Annotated in this window: 22 protein-coding genes and 2 tRNA genes; 11 read left to right on the forward strand and 13 right to left on the reverse strand. The window is 71.1% G+C overall.

The annotated features are described in order from the left end of the window. The 3 genes from MKK70_RS31035 to MKK70_RS09685 all read left to right on the forward strand — a co-directional run. Positions 1–141 (forward strand): integrase core domain-containing protein (locus tag MKK70_RS31035; RefSeq protein WP_409568243.1); only part of this gene is annotated, 141 nt, incomplete at its 5' end. Positions 142–219: 78 nt separating this feature from the next. Continuing rightward, positions 220–528, forward strand: a complete 309-nt coding sequence (locus tag MKK70_RS09680) for a hypothetical protein (RefSeq protein ID WP_243947265.1) — start codon at positions 220–222, stop codon at positions 526–528. Beyond that, on the forward strand, positions 518–1,567 hold the full coding sequence (locus MKK70_RS09685; RefSeq protein ID WP_243947267.1) for a tyrosine-type recombinase/integrase: 1,050 nt from the start codon (positions 518–520) through the stop codon (positions 1,565–1,567). The genes MKK70_RS09680 and MKK70_RS09685 overlap by 11 nt, the downstream gene beginning before the upstream one ends. An 88-nt stretch (positions 1,568–1,655) precedes the next feature. Here the strand turns inward: MKK70_RS09685 and MKK70_RS09690 are convergent. Both MKK70_RS09690 and MKK70_RS09695 read right to left on the reverse strand, forming a co-directional pair. Beyond that, a tRNA-Leu gene (locus MKK70_RS09690) sits at positions 1,656–1,740 on the reverse strand. Between the two features lie 145 nt (positions 1,741–1,885). Beyond that, positions 1,886–2,194, reverse strand: coding sequence for a FliM/FliN family flagellar motor switch protein (locus MKK70_RS09695; protein ID WP_147728794.1), 309 nt, complete (start codon positions 2,192–2,194; stop codon positions 1,886–1,888). A gap of 76 nt (positions 2,195–2,270) precedes the next feature. Between MKK70_RS09695 and lipB the strand changes: the two genes are divergently transcribed. After that, on the forward strand, positions 2,271–3,002 hold the full coding sequence (gene lipB / locus MKK70_RS09700) for a lipoyl(octanoyl) transferase LipB (protein ID WP_147842152.1): 732 nt from the start codon (positions 2,271–2,273) through the stop codon (positions 3,000–3,002). Between the two features lie 3 nt (positions 3,003–3,005). Here the strand turns inward: lipB and MKK70_RS09705 are convergent, their stop codons facing one another. Together MKK70_RS09705 and sseA are read right to left on the reverse strand one after the other, a co-directional pair. Continuing rightward, positions 3,006–5,105, reverse strand: a complete 2,100-nt coding sequence (locus tag MKK70_RS09705; RefSeq protein WP_147842163.1) for a carbohydrate porin — start codon at positions 5,103–5,105, stop codon at positions 3,006–3,008. Between the two features lie 181 nt (positions 5,106–5,286). Next, positions 5,287–6,135 (reverse strand): 3-mercaptopyruvate sulfurtransferase, encoded by an 849-nt coding sequence (gene sseA, locus MKK70_RS09710; RefSeq protein ID WP_243947268.1) that lies wholly within the window; start codon positions 6,133–6,135, stop codon positions 5,287–5,289. A gap of 474 nt (positions 6,136–6,609) precedes the next feature. Between sseA and MKK70_RS09715 the strand changes: the two genes are divergently transcribed. Next, positions 6,610–6,843 (forward strand): hypothetical protein, encoded by a 234-nt coding sequence (locus MKK70_RS09715; RefSeq protein WP_147729797.1) that lies wholly within the window; start codon positions 6,610–6,612, stop codon positions 6,841–6,843. A gap of 91 nt (positions 6,844–6,934) precedes the next feature. Here the strand turns inward: MKK70_RS09715 and MKK70_RS09720 are convergent, their stop codons facing one another. The 4 genes from MKK70_RS09720 to MKK70_RS09735 form a co-directional block, all read right to left on the reverse strand. Next, the gene (locus MKK70_RS09720; RefSeq protein ID WP_147858741.1) at positions 6,935–7,609 is read right to left on the reverse strand and encodes a hypothetical protein; all 675 of its coding nucleotides are present in this window, start codon (positions 7,607–7,609) and stop codon (positions 6,935–6,937) included. A gap of 189 nt (positions 7,610–7,798) precedes the next feature. Continuing rightward, positions 7,799–10,969: a multidrug efflux RND transporter permease subunit gene (locus tag MKK70_RS09725; RefSeq protein WP_243947270.1), complete on the reverse strand. Its 3,171-nt coding sequence runs from the start codon at positions 10,967–10,969 to the stop codon at positions 7,799–7,801. A 63-nt stretch (positions 10,970–11,032) separates the two neighbouring features. After that, positions 11,033–12,412, reverse strand: coding sequence for an efflux RND transporter periplasmic adaptor subunit (locus tag MKK70_RS09730; RefSeq protein WP_243947295.1), 1,380 nt, complete (start codon positions 12,410–12,412; stop codon positions 11,033–11,035). Positions 12,413–12,652: 240 nt separating this feature from the next. Next, a complete protein-coding gene (locus MKK70_RS09735; protein WP_243947272.1) occupies positions 12,653–12,967 on the reverse strand; it encodes a hypothetical protein in 315 nt (104 codons plus the stop codon). A 330-nt stretch (positions 12,968–13,297) separates the two neighbouring features. Here MKK70_RS09735 and MKK70_RS09740 point away from each other — a divergent pair, with 330 nt between their 5' ends. Together MKK70_RS09740 and MKK70_RS09745 are read left to right on the forward strand one after the other, a co-directional pair. Then, positions 13,298–13,861, forward strand: coding sequence for a L,D-transpeptidase (locus MKK70_RS09740; RefSeq protein WP_147843950.1), 564 nt, complete (start codon positions 13,298–13,300; stop codon positions 13,859–13,861). Between the two features lie 180 nt (positions 13,862–14,041). Continuing rightward, positions 14,042–16,192 carry a putative bifunctional diguanylate cyclase/phosphodiesterase gene (locus MKK70_RS09745; RefSeq protein WP_243947274.1) on the forward strand — a complete coding sequence of 717 codons (2,151 nt, stop codon included), beginning with the start codon at positions 14,042–14,044 and terminating at the stop codon, positions 16,190–16,192. A gap of 31 nt (positions 16,193–16,223) precedes the next feature. Here the strand turns inward: MKK70_RS09745 and MKK70_RS09750 are convergent, their stop codons facing one another. Together MKK70_RS09750 and MKK70_RS09755 are read right to left on the reverse strand one after the other, a co-directional pair. Further along, on the reverse strand, positions 16,224–17,267 hold the full coding sequence (locus MKK70_RS09750; protein ID WP_243947276.1) for a MaoC family dehydratase: 1,044 nt from the start codon (positions 17,265–17,267) through the stop codon (positions 16,224–16,226). A gap of 108 nt (positions 17,268–17,375) precedes the next feature. After that, complete coding sequence (locus tag MKK70_RS09755; protein ID WP_147751992.1) at positions 17,376–17,678, reverse strand: YggT family protein; 303 nt, start codon at positions 17,676–17,678, stop codon at positions 17,376–17,378. Between the two features lie 118 nt (positions 17,679–17,796). Here MKK70_RS09755 and MKK70_RS09760 point away from each other — a divergent pair. Next, a tRNA-Ala gene (locus MKK70_RS09760) sits at positions 17,797–17,872 on the forward strand. Between the two features lie 257 nt (positions 17,873–18,129). On the opposite strand, the gene MKK70_RS09765 is transcribed toward MKK70_RS09760, so the two are convergent. Next, complete coding sequence (locus MKK70_RS09765) at positions 18,130–18,759, reverse strand: class I SAM-dependent methyltransferase (RefSeq protein ID WP_243947278.1); 630 nt, start codon at positions 18,757–18,759, stop codon at positions 18,130–18,132. Between the two features lie 119 nt (positions 18,760–18,878). Beyond that, positions 18,879–19,124 carry a DUF6894 family protein gene (locus tag MKK70_RS09770; RefSeq protein WP_243947280.1) on the reverse strand — a complete coding sequence of 82 codons (246 nt, stop codon included), beginning with the start codon at positions 19,122–19,124 and terminating at the stop codon, positions 18,879–18,881. Positions 19,125–19,234: 110 nt separating this feature from the next. Here MKK70_RS09770 and MKK70_RS09775 point away from each other — a divergent pair, with 110 nt between their 5' ends. Further along, positions 19,235–20,698 (forward strand): SNF2-related protein, encoded by a 1,464-nt coding sequence (locus MKK70_RS09775; RefSeq protein ID WP_243947282.1) that lies wholly within the window; start codon positions 19,235–19,237, stop codon positions 20,696–20,698. A 172-nt stretch (positions 20,699–20,870) separates the two neighbouring features. Continuing rightward, positions 20,871–22,004 carry a GGDEF domain-containing protein gene (locus tag MKK70_RS09780; protein ID WP_147842076.1) on the forward strand — a complete coding sequence of 378 codons (1,134 nt, stop codon included), beginning with the start codon at positions 20,871–20,873 and terminating at the stop codon, positions 22,002–22,004. Between the two features lie 48 nt (positions 22,005–22,052). Here MKK70_RS09780 and MKK70_RS09785 read toward each other — a convergent pair whose 3' ends face one another. Beyond that, positions 22,053–23,144 (reverse strand): catalase family protein, encoded by a 1,092-nt coding sequence (locus MKK70_RS09785; protein WP_243947284.1) that lies wholly within the window; start codon positions 23,142–23,144, stop codon positions 22,053–22,055. Between the two features lie 483 nt (positions 23,145–23,627). On the opposite strand from MKK70_RS09785, the gene MKK70_RS09790 reads away from it, so the two are divergent. Then, the coding region (locus tag MKK70_RS09790; protein ID WP_243947293.1) for a PAS domain S-box protein at positions 23,628–24,699 on the forward strand (1,072 nt) is incomplete at its 3' end.

Consider the following 24,699-nt stretch of genomic DNA (forward strand, 5'->3'; position numbering starts at 1 on the left):
GAGCCCTACGCCTCATCCGCCGAGCGGACACAAGCCATGAGCCCCTGGATCGACCACTACAACACCAGCCGAACCCACTCCGCCCTCAGCCGACAGACACCCTGGCAAAGGCTGAACAACCTTCTGGGCAACGACATCTAGTGCTCGAGCATGGGGCTGGCTGGCGACGCATCGCAGGCGAGACGCTCCAGGAGGTCGCCACCGAGGCGAAGTCGGCACGTGCGGCAGCGGCAACCGCGGCAGCACAGCGGGGGCGTGGCGATGGGTGAGGCTGTTCGTCGGATCGTCGACCTGCCAGCAAACATCCCGAAGCGCGGGCTCTCCAAGCACGAGGCCGCCGCCTACTGCGGATGCGAGACGATGGATGCCTTCAACACGTGGGTGAAGCGTAAGATCGTGCCCGGCCCGATCCCCGGCACCTCACGGTGGGACCGGCTGGCGATCGACGCCGCGCTTGATCGGCTGTCGGGACTCGCGAAGGATAAGGGCGACGACTTCGACCAGTGGGCCCGGAAAAATGCGGATTAAGCTGAAGGGCATCAACAAGGTCCGCAAAACGCTAGCCGACGGCACGGTCGCGCAGCACTACTATCACCGGCGCACGCGCACGAAGCTGCAGGGCGAGCCGGGTTCGCCGCAATTCCTAGCCTCCTACAACGAGGCCGAGCGCAAGCCGACCCGTCCACCCGAGGGGGACACCCTTTCGGGCCTGATCCGGCAGTACTGCGAGTCGCAGCAGTGGACGAAGCTCGCGGACTCCACGAAGGAAATCGGCCGGCTGAACCTCAAGGCCGTCGAGGACAAATGGGGCGCGACGCCCCTTCAGCATGTCCAGAACCGGAAGATCCGCCCGCTCCTGCTGCGCTGGCACGACAAGCTTGCAGCCGAGTACCCGCGCGCGGCCGACAACAAGCTGGCGGCCCTGCAGCGGGTCCTTTCATGGGCACGCAACCGCGGGCTGATCGAGCTCAATCCGCTCGACACCTTCGAGAGGGCTTATCGATCCGACCGGGCCGAAATCATCTGGCTCCCCGAGCATGTGGCTGCGTTCAACGCGGTCGCGGCTCCGGAGCTGCGGCTTGCCCTATCGCTCGCGATCCACACCGGGCAGCGCCAGGGCGACCTGTTGCGCCTGCCGTGGTCGGCCTGGGACGGCGAGGCGATCGCCTTGCGTCAGGGCAAGGGACGCCGGCGGATGTGGATCCCGGGAACGGATGCGCTGATCGCCGACCTAGCAGCCGCGCCGCGCCGCGCGACGACGATCCTCACCAAGCCAGACGGCACGTCGTGGACGAAGGATGCGTTCTACAACGCCTGGGTGGCCGCTTTCGCCCTGTCGGGCATCAACGCCGACCTCCACTTCCACGACCTACGCGGGACGGCTGTGACGATGCTCTCGGAAGCCGGATGCACGCCACAGGAGATCGCGACCATCACAGGTCACACGATCGCCAACGTGCACAAGATCCTGGAGACCTATCTCGCCCGCACTCGCGACCTGGCGCGCGGCGCGATCGTGAAGCTCAACGCCCACCGAAGGAACGCTCGTCCAGGGAACGTCGGATGAACAAGTTTTGCAAACCGGTTTGCAAACCACAGCCGGCGCGAAGGTCTCGCTCATCGGCTGGAAGTCAAAAGCACCAACAAAATCAAGTTGGTGCGGCCAAGAGGACTCGAACCTCCACCCCTTGCAGGACTAGCACCTCAAGCTAGCGCGTCTACCAATTCCGCCATGGCCGCATCGGCACCCGTCGGGTCCCGTTCGCTTCTCCGAGATCCGGGTCCGCTGCGGCGGCCGGCGTCTCGGGTGAGCGGCGCAGCGGATACCAGATCGATCCCGATCCGACAAGCGCCACAGCGCGGCAATTCGGTGCCGCGGCCGAAGTTATGATGCCGGCTCCAGGCGGCTTTCCAGGAACGGCACGGCGCCGTCGCCGATGGTGACGCCCGGCGTGCGCACCGAATCCGCCTTGCGGATCAGCTCCGTCACCTCGATCGAGATGCGGTTGCCGGTCACCACGATCTGGCCGCGGGCCACGGGATGGTCGTTGGCGAGGATCTCGACCAGGTCGGTCTCGGTCGCCTCCAGCTCGATCACCGCGCCGCGTCCCATGCGCAGCAGCATGTGCAGCGGCATGCGGGAGCGCCCGAGCACCACCGTGAGATCGACCTTGAGGTCTTCCAGAACCGCCACGCGTCCACCGCCCCCATGCGCCTTGCCACCGGCACGGACCGGTGGAAGGAGAGCATTCCCGACGAAGGGTGAAGCCTTGGTAAACGCCGCGCACCGTCTCGCGATCGCGCCCGACACCTTCCTGCCGCGGGCGGGCTCTCCGCCGGTGGGCTGGCGGATCAGCGACGCGCCGGTCGCGTACGAGGAAGCCGTCGCGTGGATGGAGGCCCGCGCCGAGGCGATCGCGCGCGGGCTGGCGCCGGAATGCGTCTGGCTGCTGGAGCACCCGGCGCTCTACACCGCCGGCACTTCGGCCCGCGAGGCCGACCTCGTCGCGCCGGCGCGGCTGCCGGTGTACCGGACCGGGCGGGGCGGGCAGTACACCTATCACGGCCCCGGCCAGCGGGTCGCCTACGTGATGCTCGACCTCAACCGCCGCCGCACGGACCTGCGCGCCTACGTCGCCTGCCTGGAAGCCTGGATCATCGCGACGCTCGAGGCCTTCAACGTCCGGGCCGAACGCCGCGAGGACCGCGTCGGCGTGTGGGTGCGGCGGCCGGAGAAGGGCCAGGAGAACGGAGACGCCGTCGAGGACAAGATCGCGGCGATCGGCATCCGCGTGCGGCGCTGGGTCAGCTTCCACGGGATCAGCCTCAACGTCGAGCCCGACCTCGCGGACTTTTCCGGCATCGTCCCCTGCGGCATCCGCGGCCACGGCGTGACCAGCCTGGCCGACCTCGGCCGCATCGTCGCGATGCCGGAGGTCGACATGCAGCTGCGGGCCGGGTTCGAGGCGGTGTTCGGGGCGACCGTGGACGAGGCGGAATAGCGATCAGAAATCCGCGTGCAGCCGGGTGGCGAAGAAGTCCGCCGGGCCCCGGTCGCGGTTGTAGGCGGGGTTGATCACCCGCTGATAGTCGAAGGTCAGGGTCACGGTCTTGGTCAGGCCGATGGCGTAGTAGGCCTCGAGCGCCCGCTCGGGAGCGTAGTTCAGGCGCCCGTCGCCGATCAGCAGGCCGAGGCCGCCGGTGGCGAAGTAGGCCTGGTGCGCCTCGGTGAGGCCGTTCACCGTGGCGCCGAGGCCGACCGTGTCGCCTGCCCGGCCCCAGGCGGTCCCCTTGAGCGAGACGCCGCCCGACGCGCTCCGGTCGACGTCGGTGAAGGACAGGCTCTCGTTGCGCCCGTCCGACAGGCTGACGCGGGCGAAGACGCCGAGATCGGCCGTGACCGCCTGCTCGAGGTTGACGTAGCCGCCGGTCTTGCGCCGCGGGCGGCGGGTGGCGGCAACCGCGTCGTTGACGTCGTCGAAGACGCCCGACTGCGTCAGCGCGACGACCTGCCGATAGCGCGCGGTGTTGCCCTGGTTCGAGAAGAAGCCGATCCGCACCCGGCCCGGCTGCTCCAGCGCGGGCAGGACGTAGCGCCCCTCGAACTCGATGTTGGCGCCCTGGCGGTCGAACACCCGCGGGTCGAGCACGTCGCTCGACGGTTCCTTGGGCACCTGCGTGTAGGCGGCGCGCACCGCGAACTCGGCGCGGTTGTACTCGACGTAGACGCCTTGCGTGAAGCCGGGGAGGTTGGCCGGGAAATCCCAGGCCGAGGCCGCCCAGAGCGACCAGTTCATGAAGTCGACGCGCGGATCGTGGGCGTAGACGTTGCCGTCGAAGAAGTCGCCGAGCGCGAACTTGCCGGCGACCACCGTGATCCGCTCGACGTCGCGGCGCGTGGCGACCTGGTTCGGGCCGTCGGGCACATCCTCGGTCTCGCCGCCGAGGCCGAAGGTCTGGCGCACGAAGTAGCGGTTCGAGCGCAGCTTCGGGAACGGGGCGCCGGCCTTCTGCGCCTCGCCGTTGACGAAGCCGGCGACGCCCAGGGTCCGCGACAGGCCGAAGCCCTGGCTGAATTCCGGGTTGTAGTAGAGCTCGGTGCCCTCCCACAGCTTGAAGCCGACGAAGGCGGTCGCCGTCGTGGTCGCCTGGGCCTGGTGCGGCACCAGGCTGTTCGGGCCGAGATAGGGCGAGCGGAACCCGGTCACGCCCTGGTTGATGAAGGTGGTCTGGCCGTGGAGCGAGAACCGGCCGGTGTCGCCGTTGTCGGGGTCGTGCGGGGCCGCCTCGTCGGGCTCGGGCGGCAGCCGCAGCCCCGCCGGATACCAGGACAGCCGCGCCAGCATCTGGTTGGAGGTGACGTGCGCCTGCGTCGACACCGGGCCGAGGCCGGGCACCGCGCCGAGGTCGAACCGCCCGGTGCTGCCGAGATCGATGTAGCGGTAGTCGAGGCCGAGGGCGAGGTGCTCGGTGATCGCGTACTGGACGCCGGCCCCGAGGGTGAACCCGAGGGTTCCCCGGTCGGTCCTGGCCGTCGCGGCGGGACCGCCGGCACGGTCTGGATAGGTGGCGAGGAACCGCGTCTCGGCGCCGGCGAGGCCGAAGGTCGCGTAGATCAGCGCGCGCTCGAAGGCGAAGCCGAGGCGGGCGCGCAGGGCGCCGTAGAGGTCGGTCTTGGCGCGGATGACGTCGAAGACCGGGTCGAACCCCTCGTAGCCGAAGCCGGCGGCGGTCGAGGCGACCGGGCGCTTGAGGTTGGCGCCGGCGATGTCCGCCTCCAGGCCGTAGAGCCACGGGCCGGCCTGCCAGTTCCAGCCGCCGAACACGCCGCCGACGGCGGTGGTCGCCTCGCGGCTGCGGTCGGCGCGGCCGGTGGCATCCCCGGTCTTGAACGGCGGCACGGGGCGTCCGCCGATCGTGGTCGGTTCGAAGCCGAGGGCGCCGAAGGAGCCGCCGGCACTGCCCTCGATCCCGAGATAGCCCCCCGACCAGTCGACGAAGGCGGGCGCCGGCGCGCGCGCGACCGCGAGATCGGCGCCGAAGGCCTGCGCCGGGAGGAGGCAGGCACCGATCAGCCAGGCCGCGCGGCGACCGGCGACGCCCATCGATCCGGCGCTGTCCGCCTCGCCCCGATGCCGCATCGCCCTGATCCCCCGCACGTTCCGATGCGAGGTATAGCATTGGCTATAACTGCGGCAATCCCGGCCCTGCCGGCCTGCGCATTCCCGATCGCGACGTTGCAAAAATGCCCCGCGCTCGATGACGCGCGGATGACGGCGGTGTCGGTCAGGCCGGCCCCGTGGCGACCGGGCGGCTCGGATCGCCCCCCCACTCGGACCACGACCCGTCGTAGAGCGCGCGGGCCGGGCGGCCGAGGCGGTCCAGCGCCAGGGCGACGATCGCCGCGGTGACGCCTGAGCCGCAGGTGGTGACGATCGGCCGGTCGGGGTCGACGCCGTTCTCGGCGAAGACCGCGCGGAGCGCGTCCGGCGCCTTGAGGTGCCCGTCGGTCACCAGCGCGGCGTAGTGCAGGTTCCGGGCGCCGGGCATGTGGCCGGGGCGGACGCCGGGGCGGGGCTCCGGCTCCTCGCCGCGGAAGCGGGGCGCGGAGCGGGCATCGACCACCTGGGCGGTGCCGCCGGCCAGCGCGCGGGCGACGTCGGCCGCGTCGGCGACGGCGCCGTGGTCGAGCCGGGCGGTGAAATGGCGCCGGTCGCGGACCCGCGGCTCGCCGTCCTCGGTCGGGTAGCCGGCCGCGACCCAGGCCGGCAGGCCGCCGTCGAGCACGCAGACGTCGCGGACGCCGAAGGTGCGCAGCATCCACCACACGCGCGGCGCCGAGAACAGGCCGTGCCCGTCGTAGACGACGATGTGCAGCCCGTCGCCGATGCCGAGCGCCCGCATCCGCGAGGCGAACACCTCCGGGCGCGGCATCATGTGCGGCAGGCCGGATTCGGTGTCGCTCATCGCGTCGATGTCGAAGCGGACCGCGCCCGGGATGTGGGCGGCGCGATACTCCGCCTCCGGGTCGCGCCCGGCGGCGGGCAGGTACCAGGAGGCGTCGAGCACCACGATGTCGGGCGCATCCAGGCGCTGGTGCAGCCATTCGGTCGAGACGAGCGCGGTGTCGGCCATGATGCGTCCGGGAAGTCGTTGCGGGCGATGTCGGCGCCACTCAATCACAGGGTGGAGACGGATGCACGCCCCGCCGAACGGTGCGCGGGCGCGAGGGCGGGCTTCGTCGGGAAGCCCGCCCGGGCGTCGCCGATCCGCCGCAACCGTCGCGGATCCCGTGCCGATGCTCCATGCTGCAGGGCAAGACATCGTGTCGCGCCGGTGCCGCCGGCTTACGTCAGCGCCAGACCCTGAAGGCTGTGCGCGGTTGCAAGATGCGCGGGGCGGTCTTGTTTCCGCGGAGAACAAGACCAGTTATAACAACACCATGACACTGTCGCGCCGGCATTTTCGCCGGACCCGTATGGACCGAACGTCTCGACGGCACGGAGCATCGTGCGTTGCGGGATCGCTCGATACGGTGCGGCGTTCTCTCACCATCCCCCTGCCGGGCGGCCGTCGGCGCCAGCATGAGATTCCGCGAGCTTTAGTGCGATGAACCAACTCGTCCGCATGTCCCAGATCGGCGAAGCAGAGACCATCACCGAGCCGTCCGCCGAGTTGCGCGTGCCGTTCGCGCAGTCGGGCGCCTTCGTGTGCAAGTTCATCATCGGCGAGCCGAACGATCGCGCGATGTGCTGCGGCGCTCCGGTCGCCGAGGGGAAGAGCTGGTGCGCCTTCCACCGCCGCATCGTGTTCGAGCCGACCCGCCCCGGCCGCATCCGCTGAGCCCAGCGGCCGGCTTCGAGGACTGCGCGAGCACGGCGCGGTCGTACGCGGATCGTCGGCGCCCTCGTGGTCGAACGAGGGCGCCCGCACGCTAGTCCAGCCCGTCATCGTCGTCGTAGGGCCGGTAGCTGCGCACCATCCGCCCATCCGGATACTGCACCGAGCGGGAACGCACGACGAGGTAGCCGGCGGCCTGCGCCGCCGCGATGCGGCGCATCCGGTCGTCGCCCTCGGCGAAGATCGGGTTGCGCTCGCCATCGCCCGGGCCCACCACCCGCCCGACCGGCAGCGGAGCGTACGGGTAGGGCGGCGCTGAAAACGTCCGGGGGGTGTAGGCCCGCGCGGCGACCCGGCGCATCACCGGCCGCGCCGCCTCGCGACGCTCGACGACGCGCGGGGTCGCGATCCGAGCACGTGGTGTCGCGGCGATAACCTGCGGATGCGTGCGCCGGACCTCGCGCACCCGCTTGCGCACCGGCACTGCCGCCTGGCGGGCCGGCGAGGACGCCGGTGCCGTGGCCTTGCCCGCCGTCTCCGACCGGCTCGACGCGGCTCGTTCGTCCGCCGATCGGCTCGCGCTCGCTGTCGGCTCCGTCACCGGAGCGGCGGGGATTGCCGCGGCCGGCGGCGCGGCGGGCGTGGTGCTGCGCGCCGGCGGATCGGTCCAGGCGCCGTTGGGGGCGGTCTGCGCGCAGGCGGCCGTCGTGCCGAGCGCCAGGCTCAGCATCAGGGTCGCCCTGAGGATTCCACCGGCTCCGATCGACATCGCGCACTCCCTGGCGGATGGCGGCGGCAGCGCGGACGACGCTGCCTGCCTCGGCACAATTCTTACCGAGATCTTACGACAGCGTCCACGAGGATTGTCCTCGCCCGGTGCCGCGCGGCACGCGATCAACAACGTACCCGCGGCGACCAGTGCACGGCGATCGGGCCTGCGCCCGAATGCCGTCCGGCGCTACTCCGCCGGCACGCCGTGCCCGCCCGGCGCCCGCACCGCCGGGGTCGCGGCATCGGCCTTCTCGCCGGCGAGCACGTCCTTGCGGCGGAAGAGCCGCATCACGACCACGAAGAACACCGGCACGAAGAACACCGCCAGGATGGTCGCCGAGATCATGCCGCCCATCACGCCGGTGCCGATCGCCTGCTGGCTCTTCGAGGCGGCGCCGGTGGCGATGGCGAGCGGCACCACGCCGAAGATGAAGGCGAGCGAGGTCATCACGATCGGGCGGAACCGCAGCGTCGCCGCCTCGATCGTCGCGTCGACGATCGAGGTGCCCGGCTTCCACAAGTCCTTGGCGAACTCCACGATCAGGATCGCGTTCTTGGCCGACAGGCCGATGATCGTGATCAGCCCGATCTTGAAGTAGACGTCGTTGGGCAGGCCGCGCAGGTAGACCGCCGCCACCGAGCCGATGACGCCGAGCGGGATGACCAGCAGCACCGAGACCGGGATCGCCCAGCTCTCGTAGAGCGCGGCCAGGCACAGGAACACGATCAGCACCGAGAGCGCGAGCAGCAGCGAGGCCTGGGAGCCGGCCTGCTTCTCCTGCAACGACTGGCCGGTCCAGGTGTAGCCGAAGCCCTTGGGCAGCTGGCCCATCAGCCGCTCCATCTCGGCGATCGCGTCGCCCGACGTGTAGCCGGCGTTGGGCTCGCCGGTGATGCGGACCGACTGGTAGCCGTTGAAGCCGACGATCTGCTGCGGCCCGACGCTCCATTTCAGGTCGGCGAAGGAGGACATCGGCACCATCGTGCCGGAGGCGTTCTTCACCCCGTAGTTCAGGATGTCGGTCGCCTGCATCCGCTGGAGATCCTCCGACTGGACGATCACGCGCTGCATCTTGCCCCGGTTCGGGAAGTCGTTGGTGTAGACCGAGCCGAGGTTGACCTGGATCGTCGCGTTGATGTCCTCGAACTTCACCCCGAGCGCAGCGGCCTTCTCGCGGTCGATGACGAGCTCGGCCTCGGGCGCCGGCGGCAGGCCCTCGATCTTCATCTTCTGCAGCACCGGGCTCTGCATCGCGAGCTTCAGGAGCTGTTCCTGCGCGGCGAGCAGCGCCGAGTAGCCCTTCTGCGCCCGGTCCTGGAGGCGGAACGAGAAGCCGGCGGCGTTGCCGAGGTTGTCCACCGGCGGCGGCTCCTGCGCGTCGACGATCGCGTCGCGATAGCCGGAGAGCGCCTTGTTGGTTCCGGCCACGAGCGCCGAGGCCGCGTTCGCCGCGTCGCGCTCGCCCCAGGGCTTCAGCGTCACGAAGGCCTGGCTGGTGTTCGAGCCCTGGCCGGAGAACGAGAAGCCGTTCAGCATCGTCACCGTGGCGACGCCGGGCTGGGCCAGCAGATGCTCCTCGACCTTGCGCACGGCGGCCTGCGTCCGGTTGAACGAGGCGCCGGGCGGGGTCTGGATGTCGACGGTGAAGAAGCCCTGGTCCTCCAGCGGCAGGAAGCCCTCGGGCAGCCGCGCGAAGGCGAAGGCGACGCCGGCGACGAGCGCGAGGTAGACGATCATCACCCGGCCGGACTTCTTGATGAACCACGCGGTGCCGCGGCCGTAGCGCTTGGTCTCGCGGTCGACGATGCGGTTGAACCAGCCGAACACGCCGCCCTTGGAATGGCCATGGCCCTTCGCGACCGGCTTCAGCAGTGTCGCGCACAGGGCGGGGGTGAGCGAGAGCGCGAGCACCGCCGAGAAGGCGATCGAGGTCACCATCGCGATCGAGAACTGGCGGTAGATGATGCCGACCGAGCCGGGAAAGAACGCCATCGGGATGAACACCGCGATCAGCACCAGGGTGATGCCGATGATCGCCCCGGTGATCTGGTCCATCGCCTTCTTGGTCGCGTCCTTCGGCGACAGGCCCTCCTCGGTCATGATGCGCTCGACGTTCTCGACCACGACGATGGCGTCGTCGACGAGGATGCCGATGGCCAGCACCATGCCGAACATCGTCAGCACGTTGATGGAGAAGCCCGCGAGCAGCATCGTGCAGCAGGTGCCCATCAGGGCGATCGGCACGACGATGGTCGGGATCAGGGTGTAGCGGATGTTCTGCAGGAACAGGAACATCACCACGAAGACGAGCACCACCGCCTCGACGAGGGTGTGCAGCACCTTCTCGATCGAGGCCTTCACCGCGGGGGTAATGTCGTAGGGGATGTCCCACTTCAGGCCCGGCGGAAAGAACTGCGACAGCTCCTCCATCTTCTTGCGGATGGCGCCCGCCGTCTCCAGGGCGTTGCCGTCGGGCGCCAGCGTCACCGAGATGCCCGCGGCCTGGCCGCCGTTGAGGCGGGTCGTGAACTGGTAGGCGTCGCCGCCGAGCTCGATCCGCGCGACGTCGCGCAGGCGCACGTTCGAGCCGTCCGAGTTGGCGCGCAGCACGATCGCGCCGAAGTCGTCGACCGAGGCGAGCTGGCCCTTGACGATGATCGGCGCGGTGATCGCCTGGCTGTACGGGCTCGGCTGCGCGCCGACGGCGCCGGACGCCACCTGGATGTTCTGGTTGCGGATCGCGTCCGTCACGTTCTCGGCGGTGAGCGAGAGCCCGCGCAGCTTGTCCGGGTCGACCCAGATGCGAAGGCTGCGCTCGGTCGAGTACAGCGTCGCGCGCCCGACCCCGGGAATGCGGCGGATCTCGTTGATGACGTTGCGGATGAGGAAGTCGCCGAGCCCGATCTCGTCCATCTTCCCGTCGGTCGAGACCAGGGTGATGATGTTGAGGGTGGCGGCCGACGCCTCCTCGACCAGGATGCCCTGCTGGCGGACTTCGGCCGGGAGGCGCGCCTCGACGCGCTTGAGGCGGTTCTGCACCTCGACCGAGGCCAGCGCCGGGTCGGTGCCGGGCTGGAAGGTGGCGGTGATGTTGACGGCGCCGAACGAGTCGCTCGTCGACTCGAAGCTCATGATGTTGGCCGCGCCGTTCAGCTCGTCCTCGATCAGCCGGGTCGTGCCGGTGTAGAGGCTCTCCACCGAGGCGCCGGGATAGGCGGTCGACAGGGCGATCGCCGGCGGCGCGATCACCGGATACTGCGCCACCGGCAGCAGCGGCAGCGCGAGCGCGCCGCCGAGGATGATGAACAGCGCGACGACCCAGGCGAAGACCGGCCGGTCGATGAAGAAGCGTGCCATGGATGTTCCGGATCAGCCTGTCGGGTGGTCGGTCGTCGGCGCGTCGTGATCAGCGCAACTTGCTCAGCGCGTCTTGGCGGCGGCCTCGGCCTTGCCGTCCGAAGCCTTGCCGTCCGAAGTCTTGCCGTCCGAAGTCTTGCCGTCCAAAGCCTTGCCGTCCGAAGCCTTGATCGCGCCGGCCTTCGCCGCGCTCGCCTTGGCTTCGGCGGCCCGGGCCTCGGCGGCCTTGGCCTCGGCCATCTTGGCTTCTGCGACCTTGGCCTCCGCTTCGGCGACCTCGTCGACGTCGTGCGGCATGGCCTCGGCGGTCTCGTGCGGCGGCGTCTTGTCCACCGGCTTCACCTGCTGGCCGGCGACGATCTTCTGGAAGCCCTCGATCACCACCCGCTCGCCGGCCTTGAGGCCGTCGCGGATCAGCCAGTTGGTGCCGACCACCGGGCCGACCTCGACCGGCTGGAGCATGACCTTGTCGTCCGCCTTGACGACCCAGACCTCGGCCTTGCCGTCGTTGGTGCGCTGGATCGCCTGCTGCGGCACCGCGATCGCATCGGAATCGATGCCCTGCTTGATCCGGGCGCGCACGTACATGCCGGGGAACAGCTCGTCGTGCGGGTTGGGGATCTGCACGCGCAGCGTCACCTGGCCGGTGCTCGGGTCGGCGGTGACGTCCGAGAACAGGAGCCGGCCCGCCATCGGGTAGAGGGCGCCGTCGTCCATGATCAGGTGGACGTTGGCGGAATCGCGCTCCAGCCGCGAGAGCTCGCCGCTGGCCAGATCGCGCCGGAGCTTGTTCAGCTCGCCGACCGACTGGGTGATGTCGACGTAGATCGGGTCGAGCTGCTGGATCGTGGCGAGCACGCCGGTGGTGCCGGATTCGATCAGGGTGCCCTCGGTGAGCAGCGCCCGGCCGATGCGGCCCGAGATCGGCGCGCGCACATCCGTCCAGTCGAGGTTGAGCTTGGCCCGGTCGCGGGTCGCCCGGGCGCCGGCGACCTCGGCCTCCGCCTGCTTCTTGCCGGCGAAGGCGGTGTCGTACTGGGCCTGGCTCGCCGACTGGCGGGTGAGCAGCGTCTCGAGGCGCTCGGCCTGCTGGTTGGCGAGGACCAGGGCCGCCTCCTGACGCGCCAGCGCGGCCTCGGCGCTCATCAGATCGACCTGATACGGTGCCGGGTCGATCTTGTAGAGGACGTCGCCCTCCTTGACCTGGCTGCCCTGCTCGAACAGCCGCTTCACCACGAGGCCGGAGACGCGGGACCGCACCTCGGCGATCCGCATCGGCGCGACGCGGCCGGGCAGGTCGCGGACGTAGGGGATCGCCTGGGGCGCCACCGTGACGATGCTGACCTCCGGCGGCGGAGGCGGGACCGGGGCCGAGGCCTGCTTCTGGTTGCAGGCGGAGAGCGCGACGAGAAACACCCCGAAACCGAGCGAGGCAGGGCGCATCCGGCGGGCGGACAGGGAGAAGGTCAAGGTCGGGTCGCTCCTGCGAAACGCATCTCGGGGAAGGCCGAGGCGAGGCTCGGCCGTCCGGTGTGTGTCGGTGGCGCGTGGTGCCGGATCGTTCGGCAACGGTCGCCCGCTCGAGGGGTCGGGGCAACCGCGAGGACAGCGCGAGACCCCCGCTTTCGCAGGACATCTTGGCGATCCCGCGACGACGGGCGGAAAGTCCGCGCCGTCGGCCCTTCAGGCGAGCCGGGGCGGGCGGTCGGGCGGTGCGGAAGCCCGGGCGCGCACGACGGCGCGGCCGCGTGGAACGAAGGCGGATCCGGACAGGCATCGGAGGAGGTGCGGCAGCGGATCGGCGGAGGCCGAGCGTCCGGCCCAATCGTCGGCCTCGACCGCGTGCGGCGCGACCATGTCGACCGAAGCGTCGGCGGCGTCGGCCAGGACCGACCGGGGAGCCGTCAGCGTCGAGCCGCTGCCCGAGACGGCGGCACCGGCCTCCCGAGGGAGACCGACGACGAGCAGCAGCACGCCGACCACGAGAGCGACGAGCACCCGCAGCATCGTGGCACGAGCGGCCACGCGGGCCGGCGCAGCGATTTCGGAGGGGCATGTCACGGCTCCCATAAAGGCTCTGCCCCATCGCGGCACAACCGGCTGCGACATCTTGTCGAGAGGGTCTGCGAGAAATCCGGGAACCAATCGCCCTCCGCCTCCGGCCGGGTGGAGGGCTTTCCGGGTCGGCAGGCCGCGATCCGCCCGCAGGAAGTGTTGCGGCGATCCCACAGGCGGCGCGTTCCGGGCCCCCGACGCATCCGACGTCCGCCGCTTGCCGCAATGCCCGCCTATCCGGCAGCGGACCGAACGAACCACCGGAGGACCTGCATGACACGCCGCATCGCCACACTCTGCCTCGCTGCCGGGCTCGCGCTCGGCGCCGGCGCGGCGCACGCGAACCCGTTCGATGCCGGGCCGATCGCCGACTTCATGAACATCTTCCGCACCCAGGCGATCCCGCGCGAGACCATCGCCTGGAAGGGCAAGGAGAAGCCCGGCACCATCGTCGTCTCGACGAGCCAGCGCCGGCTCTTCTACGTGCTCGGCGGCGGCGAAGCGGTGCGCTACGGCGTGGGCGTCGGGCGCGAGGGCTTCTCGTGGTCGGGCGAGAAGAGCGTCACGATGAAGAAGGAATGGCCGTCGTGGCGGCCGCCGTCGCAGATGCTCGCCCGCCGCCCGGATCTGCCCCGCTTCATGGCCGGCGGCCAGGACAACCCGCTCGGGGCCCGGGCGATGTATCTCGGCTCGTCGCTCTATCGCATCCACGGCTCCAACGAGCCCGAGACCATGGGCGCCGCCGTCTCTTCCGGCTGCATCCGGATGACCAACAAGGACGTGGTCGACCTCTACGATCGCGTCCGCGTCGGCACCAAGGTGATCGTTCGCAACTGATGGTTGATGGCGGCGGGATGGGGCGCCGGTCTTCGTCCCGCCGTTACGAAGGGCTTCGCCTGGGCAGCCGTCGCCTCGATCGACAAAATTACAATTCAAGATTGTAATTTTAAGTCTTTGACAGCGTTTGCCGTGAAATCCTGCCGTCCGCGCCCGATCGGGCGTCCGGGACGGTTTCGCATGGCGGATGATCGAGCAGGCTCAGCGGCGATGCGCGACGCGCGGACGGCGTCGGTCGAGGCGTCGCTGCAGGGCCTGATCGACCTGGCCGCGGACCTTCTCGAGGCGCCGATCGCCGCCATCCTCGGCGCCGGGGCGCCGATCGGGCCGCGAGCGGAGGAAGCGAACGCGCTCGCGCCCTTCCGCGACCGTGCGATCGCCCGGGGCGACGTCCTCGTCGTCCCCGACGCGGCGATCGATCCGCAGTTCCATGCCGGCTCCGCCGGCCGCGGCGCGATCCGCTTCTTCGCCGGCGCGCCGCTGATCGACCGCGACGGCACCTGCCTCGGCGTGCTGTGCGTCGCCGACCCGGCGCCGCGGCCGCCCCTGGCCGACCGCACGCGCCGGCGGCTGGCGCGGCTGTCCGACCTCGCCGTCGCGGTGCTGGCGCAGGGGCGGCGGACGATGGCGCAGCGGGACGCGGAAGGGTTCGTCGCCGCCACGAGCTCGGCGCTGATCACCACCGACGCGACCGGCCGGATCACCTTCGCCAACCCCGCCTGCGAGACGCTGCTCGGCTACCCCGCCGGTGCCCTGGCCGGGCGCGACGTGGCCTCGATCGTGCCGCTGCGCCTGCGCGGGCACCACGTCGCCGGCATGGGCGCGCTCACCGCCGGCGGCCCGCCCAAGCTCGCCGGCCGTTCCGTCGAGGTGACGGCTCTGCGCGCCGACGGCAGCGAGGTGCCGATCGAGCTGTCGCTCTGCGCTTGGGGGGAGGGCGCCGCGATGGGCGTCGGCGCGGTGATGCGCGACATCTCGGAGCGCCGCCGCCGCAACGCGCGCCTGCTCCGGCTCGCCCACGAGGACCCCGGCACCGGCCTGCCGAACCGGGTCCGCCTGTCCGGAGAGATCGATGCGCGCCTCGCCGCACGCCGACCGGTCGGGCTGCTGACCCTCGGGGTCGACGGCCTGCGGGCGGTGACCGACGGGTTCGGCTCGGGCATCGGGGCGGCCTTGCTGGAGGCGCTGGTGGTGCGGCTGGCCGGACGCCTGCCGCCGGGGGCGCTCCTGGCCCGCCTCGGCGAGGACGAGCTCGCCGTGCTGCTGGCCGCGACCGAGGCGCCCGGCGAGGCGGATCTCGAGGCCGGCACCGAAGCCTGCGCCGAAGCCCTGTTCGCCGCGCTCGCCGAGCCCGTCACCGTCGGCCACCACGTCCTGCATGTCGGCGCGCGGATCGGCGCCGCGCAGGCGCCGCGCGACGGGGCCGACGCGGCCGAACTGATGGCGGCGGCCAACCTCGCCCTCGAGCGCGCCCGCCACATGGGCCCGCGCGGCTACCGCGCCTTCACCCCCGCGATGCGGGATGCGGCCAAGGCCCGGCGCGACCTGCAGGATGCGCTCCTCGACGGCCTCGCCGCCGGCGAGGTCGCCCTGCACTACCAGCCGCAGATCGAGCTCGCGACCGGGCGCCTGCGCGGCGTCGAGGCCCTGATCCGCTGGAACCACCCGACCCGCGGGCTGCTCGCGCCGGCCGAGTTCCTGCCGGCGATCGAGGCGAGCACCCTGGCGACCCGCTTCGGCCAGTGGTGCCTCGACGAGGCCTGCCGCCAGGCGGCCGCGTGGCGCAAGGCCGGCCTGCCGCGGATCGGCGTGGCGGTGAACCTGTTCGACGCGCAGATCCGCGCCGGCACCCTGGCCGAGGTGGTGATCCAGGCCCTGGCGCGGCACCGGCTGCCGCCGGAGATCCTGGAGCTGGAGGTGACGGAGATGATCGCGCTGGCCGACGCACCCGCCACGCTGGAGCCGCTGCGGCGCCTGCGGGCCCTCGGCGTCGGCATCGCGCTCGACGATTTCGGCACCGGCTACGCCTCGCTCTCCACCCTCAAGAGCTTCCCGCTCACCAAGCTGAAGATCGACCGCGGCTTCGTCCGCGACGTGCTCCACGACGCCCACGACGCGACCATCGTGAAGGCGGTGCTCGACATCGGCCGCAGCCTCGACCTGATCGTCATCGCCGAGGGGATCGAGACGCCGGAGCAGGAGGCGGCGCTGATGGGCATGGGCTGCCGCTACGCGCAAGGGTACCGCTACGGCCGGCCGGTGCCGGGCGATCTCCTGGGACGTCGCCTCGCCGAGCCCGTTCCCGCCAAAGCCTTCTCCCGCAGCGCCTGAAGCCGGTGCGGGACGCGCCCGGGGCGGGCCGTCACTTCGGCATGAAGGCCCAGTAGTCGAGGTCGAGGATGACGCTCGGGTGGTAGCCGTCGCCCTCGCGGCCGGGATGCGCGGCGCAGGGCTGGTTCTTGGTGGCGACCGTGCGCAGCCGCAGCAGGCCGACGTCGCCGCGACCGGTCTCGGCCGTGTCGAGCACCTCGCTCCAGGCGTAGACCGTGTCCCCGGCAAACAGCGGCGCCACGTGCCGGCCGGCGTTGATGCCCGCGATGGCGAAGGCGTTGGCGAGCCCGTTGAAGCTCAGGGCGCGGGCCAGCGAGATCACGTGGCCGCCGTAGATCAGGCGCCGGCCGAAGCGGGTCTCCTTGCCGCTCAGCGCGTCGAAATGCACCTTGGCCGTGTTCTGGTAGAGGCGCGTCGCGATCTGGTGCTCGGCCTCCTCGACGGTCATGCCGTCGACGTGGTCGATCTTCTCGCCGACCGCGTAATCGGAGAACCGATGCGGGCTGCCGGCGAGGTCGAGATCGTAGGCCGAGACGTCGAGCGGGGGCAGGGCGCCTGCGAGGTCGGCCGGGTCGACCACCTTGGCGAAGCTCGGCACGTGCTCCTCGGCGACCGCGGCTTGCGGGTCGCGCTTGCGCACCAGCACCCAGCGGCAATAGCTCAGCACGGTCTCGCCCTTGGCGTCCGAGCCGGTCGAGCGCACGTAGACGACGCCGGTCTGGCGGTTCGAGCTCTCCTTGAGGCCGATCACCTCGGAGACGGTGGACAGGGTCTCGCCCGGATAGACCGGACGGCGGAACCCGCCCTCGGCGTAGCCGAGGTTGGCCAGCGCGTTGAGCGAGATGTCCGGTACGGTCTTGCCGAACACCACGTGGAAGGTGAGCAGGTCGTCGAGCGGGCTGCGCGGGTAGCCGATGCCTTGCGCGAACGCGTCCGACGACTGCACCGCGAAGCGCGGGCCGTAGAGGGCGGTGTAGAGCGCGACGTCGCCGGTGGTGACCGTGCGGGGCGTGGCGTGGCGGATGGTCTCGCCGAGGCGGTAATCCTCGAAGAAGCGGCCGGGATTGGTCTTCATGGGGCTCGGGGATCTCCGCGTCCGGGCGCGACGGTTTCGAGGACGGTGTGCGGCGGGTCGGCCGCCGGCGCGCGGGTCCCACGATCCTGAGGATCGCGGGACCGGCCGTCAGCGGGCGTAGACGTAGGGGTCGGCCGGCACGAACTCGTGCAGCAGGCGGCTCACGAACAGCAGCAGCAGGATCAGGATGATCGGCGAGATGTCGACGCCGCCGAGGTTCGGCAACAGGTTGCGGATCGGGCGCAGCACCGGCTCGGTGATCCGGTAGAGCACCTCGCCGATCTGCGAGACGATCGGGTTGCGCACGTTCACCACGTTGAAGGCGACGAGCCAGCTTAGGATCGCGCTGGCGATGAGGACGTAGATGAAGAGCTGGACGACGGTGTCGAAGAGCCAGATCAAGGAATTCATGCGCGAAACACGTGTCCTCGTGCGCCCGCGCGGGACGCCGGAACGGCGACGCGACGGCAGCGGGAATCGGGAATTGACAGTTCGATCGGCGCAAGCCTAAAAGGCCGGCGCCTTGGACGGGGCTGTAGCTCAGATGGGAGAGCGCCGCAATCGCACTGCGGAGGTCAGCGGTTCGATCCCGCTCAGCTCCACCAGGCTTTCCTGGTGGTCGATCGTCAGGTGAGGTCCGGCCGCGATAACGCTGCCGCGACAACGGGTTGAGGCCCGCCATCAGCATTTCTGCGATCCGGCGGATCGGCGGCGCGCACGCGCTCCGAGCCTGTCGGCCGGCGGCGTTCCCGCCGTCCTGCGAGCCTTCGGTCGACGCAGGGTCTGAAGGCGTCGCGACCGCTCCCGTCACGGGCCGCCGAAGCGTGCGGGCGGGACCGAAGCCCGATCCTCGCGCCGCGCTCTACGGCGCGGTCCGGCCGATCACGGCGCGCAGCGGATCGCCCGGGCCGCCTTCCGGCAGGACGACACGGGTTTCGACGGTCGGGAAGCCGGCCTGGCGGAGATAGAGATCGATCAGCCGCGCCTGATCGTCGCCGCCGAGCGCCTGCCAGATCGCCACGGCCTTGGTCGAAAAGCAGCGATTCGAGAAGGTGATGATCACGGGCGCGTCCGGGCGCAGCACCCGCGCGGCCTCGCGCAGCACGGCGACCGGATCCTGCAGGTACTGCACGCCGACGCAGACGAGGACGGCGTCGATGCTGCCCGCCTCCAACGGCAGGGCCGGGTCGCCGTTGAAATCCTGCACGAACGAGGCCGTCAGGCGGGGATTGGCCGCGAGCTCGCGCCCGTTGAGGCCGTGCCCGATCACGGCGGCGTAGGCGATCTCCGGAGGCAGGTGGCTGACCCAGCTCGACATCAGGTCGAGGAGGCGGCCGCCGGCCGGGAGCAGGGCGCGGTAGAGGTCCGTCACGGCCGCGATCGCCGCGTCGTCGATGTGGGTGACGAACCGGGGCTGGGCGTAGAACAGGGCGTCCGGCGCCTGGTCCCGCTTGCGGAACGCCTCGGGCGGAAGCTGGGGAAGGCTCGTCATGGCGTCACTCCGTTCGGGATCTCGTCGCGCCTCGCGCCGCCATGCGACGGCGCCATGCGCGGTGGCATCCATCGCCCGGGGCGACGAAGGCCGCTTGCGCGAGAGGCGACGCCGTAAGCTCAGATGTCCTGCCGGAGGTGGTCGCCGGGCGGCCGGAAGGGAAGCGCCAGCACCTTGCGTCCCTTCAGATCGTGCACGCTCACCTGCCACTCCGCCCAATCCGTCTGCCCGTCGAGCGTGACCATCAGGGCTTCGGCGACACCGCGCGCCTTGGCGGCCAGCCTGTCCGGCAAGCGGATGTCCTTGCCGACCGTGTCGACGACGCATTCCAGGCCGTTCGTGCAATGGAAACGGTAGCGTGCCATGGCGGTGCAACTCCCTGAGCGACCGGGTCGAATCTCGTTCATGATATGTTCTGAAATCCGTCGAAGGCAAACGGGTTCCGGTGCGAACAGCGTCGCGCGGTCACGACAGGGTGGATAAGCACCCCGACGGCATCGCCCTCGCCGGCGCGCCGGCGCCCCGCTTCCAGGCGACGCTGGTCCCGCGCCCGCATCAGGCCGCGGCCGCCGACGCGATCCTGGCCGCGCGGGCCGCCGGCCGTCCGGGCTTCCTGCTCGGCGACGCGACCGGCCTGGGCAAGACGCTCTCGATCTGGAGCGCGCTCGCGCGAATGCCCGAGGGCGAGGTGCTGATCGTCTGCCCGAAGGGCGCGATGCCGCAGTGGCGTCGCACGATCGCCGGTTCGGGATTGCCGGAGAAGGCGGTGACCCTCGTGAACTACGAGCGCACCAAGTCCCTGATGGCGCCGCCGCCCGCGAGCCCCCGCCGGTCGGCGCGCGCCAGGAACAACGCGCTGGCCAAGAACGGAAGCCTGCGCCGGACCTGGCCCCTCGTCGTGTTCGACGAGAGTCACCGGCTGCGCAATCCCTACAGCCAGCAGAGCCTGGTGTGCCGCCACCTGGCCGACGCGGCGGTGTTCACCGGCTACGTGAGCGCGACGGCCGGGCAGGCGCCCCACGAGCTCTCCTATCTCGGACGCCTCCTCGGCGAGGCGGCCGACGCGCCGACCGCGACCCTCGCCGAGTTCCGGACGCTGATGCAGCGCCTCGGGATCGGCCGGGCCAAGGGCCGTTGGGTGAACTGGTCGTGGACCAGCAATGCGCGCGACTGCGCCGTCATGGCCGACCTGCTCTACACCGGCCCGCGCGCGATCGGGCTGCGGCGGCGCCCGGGCGACATCGCAGGCTGGCCGGAGGTTCAGCGCGCCCTGGCGCCGACGGCCCTGACGGCGGAGGCCCGCCGCCTGTACCAGGCGACGTGGCGCGCGTTCCGCCAGGAATTCGGGTTGCTCGGCGGCAGCCACCGGCGCCCGGCCGGGTGGGCGGCGGATCTGCGCTTCCGGCAGAAGGCGAGCCTGCTGCGCGTGGCGGGAACGTGCGACTTCGCCGAGCTTCTCCTCGGCGCGGGCGAGCAGGTCGCGATCTCCGTGGCGTTCCTCGAGACCGGTGCGGCGCTGCAGGCGGCCCTGGAGCAGCGCGGCTGGCAGGTCGGCACCATCGACGGGCGGCAGGATGCCGAGGCGAACGAGGCGGTGCGCTGGGCCTTCCAGACCGGTCGGCTCGACGCCGTCGTGTTCACGGTGACGGAGTCGATCTCGCTCCATCAGGACGAGCTGCCGGGCGGCGAGCGCACGCGGGCCCTGGTGATCCACGACATGCGCCACAGCGCGATCCAGCTCGCCCAGATCGAGGGACGCTGCCACCGGGACGGGCAGGCGGCGACGATCCACTACGCCTATGCCGAGGGCACGGTCGAGGAGGAGATCACCGCGACCGTGGTCCAGCGCATGGCCGCGATGGGCGCCATGGTGGGCGAGGATACCGGGATGTTCGAGGCGATCGCGCGCCGCCTGGCAGCCGACGGCCCCGGCGCCTGAGGGACCGCCGGGACGCCGCCGACGACGACGCGCCCCACGGGCCGGCGCCGGCTTGATGGTCGCCTGATCTATCGCACATCCGACAAATCAGGCCTCTGTAGGCTCGCTTGACGCCTCGCGACTGTCAAATCGCGGCTACCATTTCGAAAGACCTTGCCCGCGATAGTAAGGCATGACACGCAGACTCACGAGCCGCCAGGACCTGCCCGACGACGTGCAGACCGAGCTCGTCTTCCTGCTGTACTCGTCCCTGCCGCAGGTGGCGATCCTCGCGATCACCGTGTCGGCGGCCAGCCTCGCCTTCGCGCTCGCGACCGGCGGCCTCGTCGAGGCGGCGCTGGGCGCGCTCGCATCCGCCGCCACCCTCTGCCGCGTCGCCTCGATCCGGCGGTTCAAGCGCACGCGGACGCAGGACATGACGTTTCGCGTCGCGCGGGCCTGCGGCCGGACCTTCGGCGCGATGATGGTCGGCACCGGGATCTGCCTCGCCCTGCTCGCGCTGCGCGCCGCAGCGATCGACCGCCTGGACTTCTTCATCCTGTTCTTCGGCATCATCCTCAGCTTCTGCGTCGGCGCGGCGACCCGCTCCTCCGTGATCCCGTGGATCCCGGTGACGACCGCCTACATCATGCTGATCGCCTGCATCGTCGCCCTGACCCGGCGGCCGGAATTCGGCTGCTGGTTCGGAGGCTGGTTCCTGATCCTGATGCTGGTGGCCTACGCCGAAGCCTGCCTGCACCTGGAGGGCACCGTCATCGACAAGATCCTGGCACGGCGCGCCGTCGCCTGGACCGCGGCGCATGACGGCCTGACCGGCCTGCCGAACCGCGCCAGCTTCGGCACGCAGCTCGATCGCGCCTGCCGCCGGCCGGGCGGCACGGGCGAGCCCTGCGCGGTGCTCTACCTCGACCTCGATCGCTTCAAGTCCGTGAACGACACGATGGGCCACGCCGCCGGCGATACGCTCTTGGCTCGGGTCGCGGACCGCCTTCGCCAGGCCATCGAAGGGCAGGCGAGCGCCTATCGTCTCGGCGGCGACGAATTCGCCGTGCTGCTGGAGGTCGACGCGACGCCCGAACGGGCGCGCGCCCTGGCGTCTCGGATCGTCGCGGAGGTCGGCCGCCCCTACCGCCTGTCCGGCGGCAGCGCGGAGATCGGGATCTCCGTCGGCATCGCCCATGCGCCGGAGGTCGGGGCCGATCCGCAGGAGGTCCTGAACCGGGCCGACCGCGCGCTGTATGCCGCCAAGGGCGGCGGGCGCGGGCGGTGGATCGCGGCGGATCATCCCGGGGCGCTCGCCGCCTGAGCCGGCCTTCCGTGCCGTCGGCTTGACCGGCCGGCGGAGGAAGAGGCCTCAGGCGACGGGAAAGGCCGTCGGCTCGGCGATCTCGACCCGGTTGTTGCGGGACCGGTATTCGCGGGCGGCGGTGTAGGCCGGGCGCCGGGCTCGCATGATCGAGCCGAGCGGCCGGTGCGCGGCCAGGCCGGTCCACGGATTGAAGGCCAGGCGGTCCTCGACGGCGGCGCGCATCGCGTCCGACCACGTGTCCTGCGGCGCGGCGGTGATGCGGGCGACGGGGCGATAGGGGCTCTCGTCCTCGGACCACATCGCCGCGGCGTCCTCGACCGGCATCGCCTCGATGTCCGTCGCCAGCTGCACCCGCAGCTCCCAGACGGCCGGGCAGGTGCGGAAGAAGTCCCGGACGGCCTCGCGGATCCCGTCGGGACGGCCGGCGAGGTCGAGGGGCCGCTCCGACAGGGCGACGAGGTCGGAGGAGACCGGCGAAAGCGCCACCTTGCCGAAATACGCGCCATGCAGGAGCGCGGCCTGGGAGAAGAAGCTGTCGCCCAGAAGATGGGTCTTCGCCTGGCCGGCCAGGGTGGTCAGCGTGGCGGACTTGCCCCCGACCATCTCGAGCGCGGCCTCCGCGGTGCGCGTCACGGCCGACACCGCCCGCTTGAGGGGCTCGGCACGCCCGGTGGTCGCGGCCAGCGGCCTGAGCTGCCGCAGGAAGCCCTCGGCGGTGCCGATCTGGAACGCGGGCGAGTTGCCGAGCACGTAGTTCTGGGTGGTCTCGCCCTCGCTGCCCGGCAGGCGCGGGCCGGGAACGCCCAGGACCTTGAGGGCGGCCCCCCGCGGGGTGGACACCCGGTCGTCGAGGATGTCGCCCGGCGTGGTGCTGAACCGCAGGATCGCCTCGTAGCTGGCCGGCGCCGCGAACAAGCCCTGGGCGAGGGCCGGCGGAAGGCCGGGCAGGACCTCGAATCGTGCCTTCAGGTAGCCGTGCGCCTTGGCGTGGACGGCCCGGTGGGCGTAGCCGGTGTCGGCATGCGTCTTCCGCTGGATCGAGAGCATGGCCTCGGTCAGGCCCCGCTGGATCTCGTCCTCGTCCGCCGGGACGGTCTCGAAGGAGGGGTCGAACCGAAGCGGAGGTTGCTGGGTCATGCCCTCAAACGTGGGGCGACTCGCGGAAGTTGCCCGACCGGGCGAGATGCCGCGTCCTCGACCGGGCCGCCTCGGCCCTGGAACGCCGGCCGCCCTCGGTTCGGCCCCGCCCCGATCCGCTCACGGGGCGGGGGAACCCCGGATCTCACCAGCCTGGGCCGAAACGCGACGCGGCCCGGATGCGGGATACCGCAATCGGATTTAAGCGCGCGTAGGATCGGACCATGCCCGGCTGTCCCGTATCGAGACGCCGGGCCGTCTCGGGTCGGGTGGGCGGCCCCCCCGACCGGCGCGTCGGCTTTCGGGGCGGATTGTACCGAAAAGACCGTGCGACGCGGCCGAGCGGGCGTGCGAGTTCGAAGCGTCGAGCGGCGGCGCTCGACGATCGCCCACCGGTCGGAACGACAGGCGAGCGGTCATATTTCCGCCGTCGCGCACCGACTCTGAGAGACCGACCAGACCGTTCCAGATAAAATCGGTGACATGAATCGTCCCCCCGCCCGCGAGACGGAGGCCGCGCGTCTCGGCGCCCTCGATCGCTATCGCATGCTCGATACGCCGCGCGAGCAGGATTTCGACGAGATCGCGGAAGCGGCCGCCGAGCTGTGCGAGGTGCCGATCGGGGTCGTCAACCTGATCGGCGACGGGCGCCAGTTCTTCAAGGCCGAGGTCGGGCTCGGCGTCCGCGAGACGCCGCTGGAGAGCTCGTTCTGCCGGCAGGCGATCCTGCAGGAGGACTTCCTCTACGTCCCCGACGCGCGCCACGACCCGCGCTTCGAGGCCAACCCGCTCGTCGTCGGGGACCCGGGCCTGCGCTTCTACGCCGGCGCCCTGCTCAAGACCGCCGACGGCCATCCCATCGGCACGGTCTGCGTCCTCGATACCAAGCCGCACCAGCTGACCGAGCGCCAGCGCAAGGGCCTCGCCCGCCTCGCGCGCCAGACCATGGCGCAGATGGAGCTGCGCCGGTCGCTGCGGGCGCAGGAGGAGCAGCGCCTCCTGCACGAGCGCATCGTCGACGGCGCCACGGACTACGCCATCGTCGCGACCGACGCGGCGGGCCGCGTGACCCGCTGGAACACGGGCGCCGAGCGCACCCTCGGCTGGACCCAAGCCGAGATGCTGGGCCGGGCGGTGGACGCGTTCTTCACGCCGGACGATCGCGCGAGCGGGCGGCCGGAGATCGAGATGCGGCTCGCGGAAAAGAACGGCAGCGCGCCCGACGAGCGCTGGCACGTGCGCAAGGACGGCAGCCGGTTCTGGGCCTCGGGCAAGATGATGCCCCTCCGGTCGGACGACGGGCGAACCGTCGGATTCCTCAAGATCCTGCGCGACCGGACCCGGGAACGCGACGCCGGTGCGGCGCTGGAGGCGAGCGAGCTGCGCTACCGCTCCCTCGTCGAGGTCAGCCCTCAGGTGGTCTGGTTCGGCGACATCGACGGCAACGTCACCTACTGCAACGCCTACTGGTACGCCTATACCGGACTGCCCGCGAACGAGACCGGGGAGACGAGCTGGATGGGCGTGATCCACCCCGACCACCGCGACGCGACCC

It is taken from the genome of Methylobacterium sp. E-041 (assembly GCF_022829665.1).
Lineage (GTDB): Bacteria > Pseudomonadota > Alphaproteobacteria > Rhizobiales > Beijerinckiaceae > Methylobacterium.

Coding starts and splice junctions, on each gene's coding strand:
- MKK70_RS09685 (WP_243947267.1), top strand. CDS start 518: ATGCGGATTAAGCTGAAGGGCATCAACAAGGTCCGCAAAACGCTAGCC.
- MKK70_RS09705 (WP_147842163.1), bottom strand. CDS start 5,105: ATGGGCGTCGCCGGTCGCCGCGCGGCCTGGCTGATCGGTGCCTGCCTC.
- sseA (WP_243947268.1), bottom strand. CDS start 6,135: ATGGCCGACACCGCGCTCGTCTCGACCGAATGGCTGCACCAGCGCCTG.
- MKK70_RS09715 (WP_147729797.1), top strand. CDS start 6,610: ATGAACCAACTCGTCCGCATGTCCCAGATCGGCGAAGCAGAGACCATC.
- MKK70_RS09720 (WP_147858741.1), bottom strand. CDS start 7,609: ATGTCGATCGGAGCCGGTGGAATCCTCAGGGCGACCCTGATGCTGAGC.
- MKK70_RS09725 (WP_243947270.1), bottom strand. CDS start 10,969: ATGGCACGCTTCTTCATCGACCGGCCGGTCTTCGCCTGGGTCGTCGCG.
- MKK70_RS09730 (WP_243947295.1), bottom strand. CDS start 12,412: ATGCGCCCTGCCTCGCTCGGTTTCGGGGTGTTTCTCGTCGCGCTCTCC.
- MKK70_RS09740 (WP_147843950.1), top strand. CDS start 13,298: ATGACACGCCGCATCGCCACACTCTGCCTCGCTGCCGGGCTCGCGCTC.
- MKK70_RS09745 (WP_243947274.1), top strand. CDS start 14,042: ATGGCGGATGATCGAGCAGGCTCAGCGGCGATGCGCGACGCGCGGACG.
- MKK70_RS09750 (WP_243947276.1), bottom strand. CDS start 17,267: ATGAAGACCAATCCCGGCCGCTTCTTCGAGGATTACCGCCTCGGCGAG.
- MKK70_RS09755 (WP_147751992.1), bottom strand. CDS start 17,678: ATGAATTCCTTGATCTGGCTCTTCGACACCGTCGTCCAGCTCTTCATC.
- MKK70_RS09765 (WP_243947278.1), bottom strand. CDS start 18,759: ATGACGAGCCTTCCCCAGCTTCCGCCCGAGGCGTTCCGCAAGCGGGAC.
- MKK70_RS09770 (WP_243947280.1), bottom strand. CDS start 19,124: ATGGCACGCTACCGTTTCCATTGCACGAACGGCCTGGAATGCGTCGTC.
- MKK70_RS09780 (WP_147842076.1), top strand. CDS start 20,871: ATGACACGCAGACTCACGAGCCGCCAGGACCTGCCCGACGACGTGCAG.
- MKK70_RS09785 (WP_243947284.1), bottom strand. CDS start 23,144: ATGACCCAGCAACCTCCGCTTCGGTTCGACCCCTCCTTCGAGACCGTC.